Below are 6,267 nucleotides of genomic sequence, written 5' to 3'. Positions count from 1 at the left end.
GGAGATATCAAGTTTATCAACAATTGTACTTACGAGTCTGACGGGATCTGAAGGGGAGATAAAATCACCAATACAAGGAGGAAGTAAGGCTAAATCATCTTGAATATAGGGTTTGAAAAGATCTTCTTTATCCATAACGATATTACCAATAATATAACTCTTTATATTATTAAGTATAGTATATTAACTTTGTATATCAAGGAAATAGATAAAGTTTCAATATAAAAATATTATCAATAATGTTAATAAAACCACAAAATTTAGGTAAAAATAGAGGGCGACCTTTTTAGTCACCCTCTTCCTTTTTCTAAAGCCAGCCAGAATCTTAAGGCTGGTTTTTTTATTAGTACATGATAGTGTAGAGCTTTCTTCTGTACTCTTTCTGTAGAGGATCTCCCTGCATGGTGTTAAGCAGATCAAGGAAGGTCTTCTTTACCTCTGCATTTGATAAATCCTTCTGAAGAAGGGTAAACAGAATCTCCAGAGCCTTGCCTTTCTTGCCAGCCTCAGCTAAAGCTGCAGCATAGCTGGTTGCAATATCAGCATTCTCAGGATCATTTGCAAACTTTGCTTCAAGCTCCTTTAATGCAGGGCTGTCAGCAGCCTGATCTGCAAGTGCAAGGGCTGAAATCAGATCCTTGTACTCCTGCATCTCCTGCTCTTCACGGCCTGCGTTATCTAAAAGCTCGTGAGCCTTCTCAAGCTGTTTGTCCTTAATACAGATCTGAGCATAGAAATGCTTGTACTCAAGATTCTTAGGATCAAGATTATAGGCTTCCTTTGCCTTTACAACAGCACCAGCAATATTTCCTTTCTCGACCTCAGCTAAGGCTGCCTTTAACAGCATATCACCCTCTGATGGCATGTATTTCTGAATGGTTGGCTGTAGCTTTTCAACAATCTCGTCTCCCTGCAGAGCCTCTACAGGACGTCCGTTTTTCATGATTACTACTGTTGGAACAGACTGTAATCCAAGCTGACCTGCGATCGCCTGGCCAACAGGCTCAGATACATCCGCCTCAACTAAAGAAAGATATGCATTGTTGTCTGAGATTGCACTTCTAAGAGCAGTTCCTGCCTTTTCACATTCAGGAGCATTCATGTAGAAGAAAATAAAGACTGCTTTTTGCATGGAAGCGTCGACAATCACTTCCTTTACATTCTGTTCAGTTAAACGCATTTTTTATCCTATTATTTCTTAAAGCGGTTGAAATCTCTCATGGCACGGATCAGATTCTCAAGATTTGCTCTTGCAGGTTTTGTGTCTTTATCCGTAATGGTAACCACTTTTCCGTTTCTCTTGTAAATGGTAACTGCATCCTGAGAAATCAGCAGCAATGTGTTACCCTGCGTTGTTGGGATGTAATCTCTGTCTGTAAGAGTTAATACGTCATCACCAATTCCATAATTTACACATGGGGTCGTTACCCCCAGAATTTCAACTGCGATTGTTGGATTAATATCAAATGATGAGGTTAGAACGGTTTTGGAAACACCTTTGCTCTCAGCTTCAGGATTGATAATGATGAATGGAACTCTCTGCTTTCTCTTTGAGAATGAAAGATTCTGATCAATGAATCTGTTGCCCAGAGAAGAGGAGATGATAATCATGGTCTTATCAGCAATCTCAGAGTCTTCAATTCTTGCAATGAATTTTCCAACCTGGCTGTCTAAAAGCTTTAAATGGCGTTTGTGAGCATCTTCTGAGTTCATATTTATAAGTGAATTCAGTGACAGTGTGATGGCCATTCTGTGAACTGCATTCTTCTCAATAAAGTCAAATGCATCGTTTAGAAGAACTGTATCAGATGACAGATTCTTCAGTTTGTTGGTGTTCATACCTGTCATCTTTGAAAGCTTTATACCCTCATGACCGTTGATTGCAGAAATGAAACCTCTCATCAGGTATTCCTCTTTCTGCATAACATCTGAGGAAACGTTCTCAACACTGTGACTGGTAAATACTTCCTCGTACTGGATTGGAAGACCGAACCAGCTTGCAAACAGATTGTTGTAGAGATTATCGTATGGCAGGAAGTGGTTTTCAAAACTCAGATTATCCATCTTGAGCTTCATCAGATTAGGTGTGTTTTCGGCATTCAGATCAACATATGAAAGACCATTGATGAAGATGGTAATGACATTCTTCTGCTGTTCCTTTTCCTCGAACTTAATTTCGGTAAGTGGGTAGGCGATATTTGAGGTTGAACTGCCGTTTACGTCAGCGCTTATGTTATCAATCCAGCCGTGTGTTGTCAGGAATGATTTAGCAGTCATTGGATAATGAGCAGGGAATACTGAACGCAGGTTGGTTATCTTCTCGTAATTTGATGCATCTGCCCAGATATAAACACAGTGTGAGGTGATAAAACATGCTGTAACTAGGGCCATTACAATTGATGGGAAGTAATTGTGTCTTTCTTCCTTTCTGTAGATTTCTCGTGTAGCTAATCTTGCAAATACGAACTCAAGGAAGATTACTACTGGAATTGCAATGTACATGAAGTTGAAGTTCAGACCGGTATTAAAGTTCAGATCTCTGATCATAAGAGAGAACACAGACCAGGTCAGATGAACCTTCAGTGAAATAAAAAGCTTGGCATCGACAAGAAGCAGAATGTGAATCAGAAAAGCCGCGGCAATACTTATTATTCTGTAGGTTCTGAAATTACCGATAAAGGTAAGAGGAAAGAAGAAAATCAGAAACGACAGAAATCCCAGAAAGCTGATCTGTCCCAGCCAGGTAACAATCAGATAGACAAATGATATGAAACTTTCAGTCTGAGGGGCTCCATATACATAAGTAAAGCCTGTTACTATCGCCAGCAGGCAGTTTAGAAATACGAAATGATGGGCCCAAGTAGTAGATCTTATGGTCTGTTCCTTAGTAAGGAACTTATTCTGAAATTTTGTCATAGCGCTTTTCAAATTTTTTAACCAACTCTAATCATTATTGTACTTGTTTTTCTGATAAAAAAGAAAAAATTAACTCGTTTTTTGAAAATTTTTGGCCCCTTTACAGAATTGCCAAAAATTTTCGATGTGATAATCACGGAAGTTTTTTATGAGGAAAAAAAATGAATACGTTATCCCATGCACTTCCGATTATGGTGAATAACTACGCCAAGCTTTTTGGTGTAAGTGTCAGAATCCAGGGCTCCACCGCATATACAAACGGCAGGGTAATTACTATTCCAAGACTTGATATAAAAAATCCTATTAAGGCTCGTCTTGCCTATGGTTATCTGGCTCATGAATCAGCCCACATACGATACACTGACTTTGCTGTTCTAAAAAAAGACAAGATAAGAAACAATCTGTTTCTGTTCTCGTTATTCAATATTCTTGAAGACTCAAGAATCGAAGCTCTGATTTCAAAGGAGTATATCGGAGTCTATGAGAATCTTGAGCTTCTGAACAACTACTACAGGGATGAGTGGAAAAGCTTCTGCAGCACCATGAGCTCAATCAGTGTGCTGAACGTAATCTGTGCCTTTATTCAGTGTTACTCTCAAAGTCTCTGTCAGAAGTTTTCCGAGTCAAGACATAGGGCAGCTCTGCTTTATTTTCATTTACGACACAGAATAAACGTAAGGGATCTTAATAAGATTGCAGCTCTGGTAAAAGACTGCTCTTTAGTCAGGGATTCCGAGGCTGTATATAAGATCTGTCTTAAAATTTTTCAGCTTTTGAAAAGTGACAGGTTCTCCTTCAAAGGAGATGACAGTATCCTCAAACAGCAGGAGGATAATGACGAGAATTTCAGAAATATTCTTGATGAGAGCAAGAAAAATTTCAATAAATCAAAGGATAAAATCTCTAATTCATTTCTCAGAGAATATGCAAGATTCCGTATTACCTCCGATGATGACGATTCAAAGGTTACTCCAAGCAGAAACGGAGCAGAGATTATTCAGGAGAACAGTAATTCCAAAACCTCATCATCAAGAGAGGATTTTGGTGTAATTGCTGAGAATATCTGTAACCCTGGCCGAGATGATTTTATTCATGAGGTCAGCAACACCTACGGGATCAGAAATGCTCTTCATAACAGGGTGAGGGCTTATGTGGACAGTCTTGGAAACTGCAGTACAGTTGGAAACAGGATTAACCCTTTAAAGGCTCAGCTTATCTCTCTTGGGGAAACCAGAATCTTTAAGGACAGGATTTACAAAAAGGAGTTTGAGACTGCAATCCACATTCTTGTAGATGTATCAAGCTCTATGCTCACATCTGACGGAGGTCCCAATTCAAGATGTGAGGATGCCTGCAAGGTTGCTCTGACTCTTTCCCTTGCTTTAGAGGGGATTGACGGTATCAAGACTATGGCAACCTATTTCCCTGGACAGTGCTCAGAATATGATGTTGCACTTAAGGCTGATGAGCGCGCATCTATGGTAGCCTCACGTTTTGATCAGAAGCCACGTGGTTCTACTCCGCTGGCTCAGGCTCTTTGGTATTCATTTGATAAATTTCAGGAAATTGGCTACAGCCGAAATATAGTCCTGGTTATAACCGACGGTATGCCAGATTCTGTAAACAACGTAAAAAACTGCTTTGATTATGCTAAGGAACACCACATTGAAATATACGGAATATCTATTCGCTCAGAGCTGATTTTAAAGCTGTTTGAACATGCCTCTATAATTGAAAATGCAAATGAGCTAGAGCGTAAGGCGTTTTCTCTTTTTTCATCGTTATTCGATGCTCCAAAAAATATCATTCAAAAAAACTGAAGTATCAATATCATATAGTTTTTATTGTATGTAATTCATATTTTTGTGATCAAAGTAAAAATAATAAAAAGTAGTCATATATAGTTATAAAATAATGTATACTTAGTACAGAAATTCATTACAGGGGTTGTATTGAATAAACTTTATTTAATCTGCAATTCAGAATTTATCCTTAAGAGGCTATCATGGTTGATACTACTGCACTAAATACCTTCAAAATATAAATTTAGGTAACGATAATGCCATTGTTCATCTGAATCAAGATAATCAGGTTTCTTCAAACAGCACTTTTTCAAAGGCAAAGATTTTCAGATTTCTGCGTTCGTCTACAACTCAGGCTAATAATAATCAGATTCGTACTGAACTCCTGAAATCATTAGGAAAAACCTTTGGACTGGAACAGGGCATTGGTAAAGGACCTAAAGGAGAAGTAACATTCTCGAGAGAGTTCATGGACAAACTTGAAAAGATTCTGGGGCCTGAATTTAAACGTTCAGATTTCGGCGTTCCTGCAGAAGGTGGTGCTGTAAAATCGGGAAAGCCATTAACTCAGAGAAGAATCAAAGCGATTATGACCCAGGCTTCTGCCTTTGAGAGCAAGGATTTCTCAATTGCAGCCTATAAAGAGAAACTTTCAGTAATTATGAAAGATCTTGGTATGCCGGATGTTAAGGGCAAGACTGTAAAAGAGCTGAATGCTCTTTTTGAGAATAACAAAACCGCAAGAATCTTTGCTGATATCCAAAAGAGTCTAGATTTTCTTGAGAATAAACTAGATAGAATGATTAAAGTTGATGCGGAATACGAGTTTAATCTGGAACTTACCGAGAATGATCCTGAGGCCAGAGAGAATCTTATTGAAAATACAAGTGATAAATTTAAGATCCTGAATGAGACTACAGGAGAATATGAAAAACTTGATGAGGAAATGGCTTCAAATTTAGGAAAAGATGTTCTATGGTCAATGCTCGGTGGAGAACTGATTCATACTGAAAGAGCCCGTTTTAACTACCAAACAGCTGAGACGATAAAACCTTTTAAGGATTACGTTGCCAATACGATTAAATCCTTTGTTAAAAATGCTATTGACTCGTATTTTGAGTCTAAACATCAGGATAAAATTGAGCTCTTTCATAATCATGTAAGGAGTCATCTTGGAGCCTGTATGGAAGATAAGGCCAAGAACTTTATTGAGTTTCGTCAGAATAATCTTGAGGGGCCAGTTAATAAAGCTGAAGAAGCAAAACTTAATAGTATTATAAACAGAAATAATGCTCAAAACCTTAAAGAAATGATCGAGGTAGAGCTAGATGCATTGTTTAAGCAGAATCCTGAAGGAGAGTGGGGGGATTATGCTCCTGTAATTAAGCAAAAGCTAGTTGGTAAATTTGCTACTGTTATCATTAAAAATGATAATAATGAGTATACAGAACTCAAGGATAACGGTAAAGTTGTTGTTAGGGCTCTTACCGCAGAGGATATTGATCGTATCGGTGAATCTCTCTACAACGATATTTTAGGATTATAACGG

The 6,267-nt window shown here is 38.2% G+C and carries 4 protein-coding genes; 2 read left to right on the top strand and 2 right to left on the bottom strand.

Features of this window, described 5'->3' with window-relative positions:
- Nucleotides 1-343: 343 nt before the first annotated feature.
- The gene (locus B5D46_RS08155) at nt 344-1,180 is read right to left on the bottom strand and encodes a tetratricopeptide repeat protein (RefSeq protein WP_078929035.1); all 837 of its coding nucleotides are present in this window, start codon (nt 1,178-1,180) and stop codon (nt 344-346) included.
- 11 nt (nt 1,181-1,191) lie between these two features.
- Nucleotides 1,192-2,916 (bottom strand): DUF3413 domain-containing protein, encoded by a 1,725-nt coding sequence (locus B5D46_RS08150; RefSeq protein WP_078929034.1) that lies wholly within the window; start codon nt 2,914-2,916, stop codon nt 1,192-1,194.
- Nucleotides 2,917-3,077: 161 nt separating this feature from the next.
- Between B5D46_RS08150 and B5D46_RS08145 the strand changes: the two genes are divergently transcribed.
- Both B5D46_RS08145 and B5D46_RS08140 read left to right on the top strand, forming a co-directional pair.
- Nucleotides 3,078-4,736 carry a vWA domain-containing protein gene (locus B5D46_RS08145; RefSeq protein WP_078929033.1) on the top strand — a complete coding sequence of 553 codons (1,659 nt, stop codon included), beginning with the start codon at nt 3,078-3,080 and terminating at the stop codon, nt 4,734-4,736.
- 451 nt (nt 4,737-5,187) lie between these two features.
- Entirely contained in the window at nt 5,188-6,264 is a 1,077-nt protein-coding gene (locus B5D46_RS08140; protein ID WP_078929032.1) for a hypothetical protein, read from the top strand.
- The last annotated feature ends 3 nt before the right edge of the window (nt 6,265-6,267 follow it).

This window comes from Succinivibrio dextrinosolvens DSM 3072 (assembly GCF_900167015.1).
In the GTDB taxonomy this organism is placed as follows: domain Bacteria; phylum Pseudomonadota; class Gammaproteobacteria; order Enterobacterales; family Succinivibrionaceae; genus Succinivibrio; species Succinivibrio dextrinosolvens.
The sequence above is the reverse complement of the archived record's forward strand: the minus strand, read 5'-3'. Positions and strand labels throughout refer to the sequence as shown.

Coding starts and splice junctions, on each gene's coding strand:
- B5D46_RS08150 (WP_078929034.1), bottom strand. CDS start 2,916: ATGACAAAATTTCAGAATAAGTTCCTTACTAAGGAACAGACCATAAGA.
- B5D46_RS08155 (WP_078929035.1), bottom strand. CDS start 1,180: ATGCGTTTAACTGAACAGAATGTAAAGGAAGTGATTGTCGACGCTTCC.
- B5D46_RS08145 (WP_078929033.1), top strand. CDS start 3,078: ATGAATACGTTATCCCATGCACTTCCGATTATGGTGAATAACTACGCC.
- B5D46_RS08140 (WP_078929032.1), top strand. CDS start 5,188: ATGGACAAACTTGAAAAGATTCTGGGGCCTGAATTTAAACGTTCAGAT.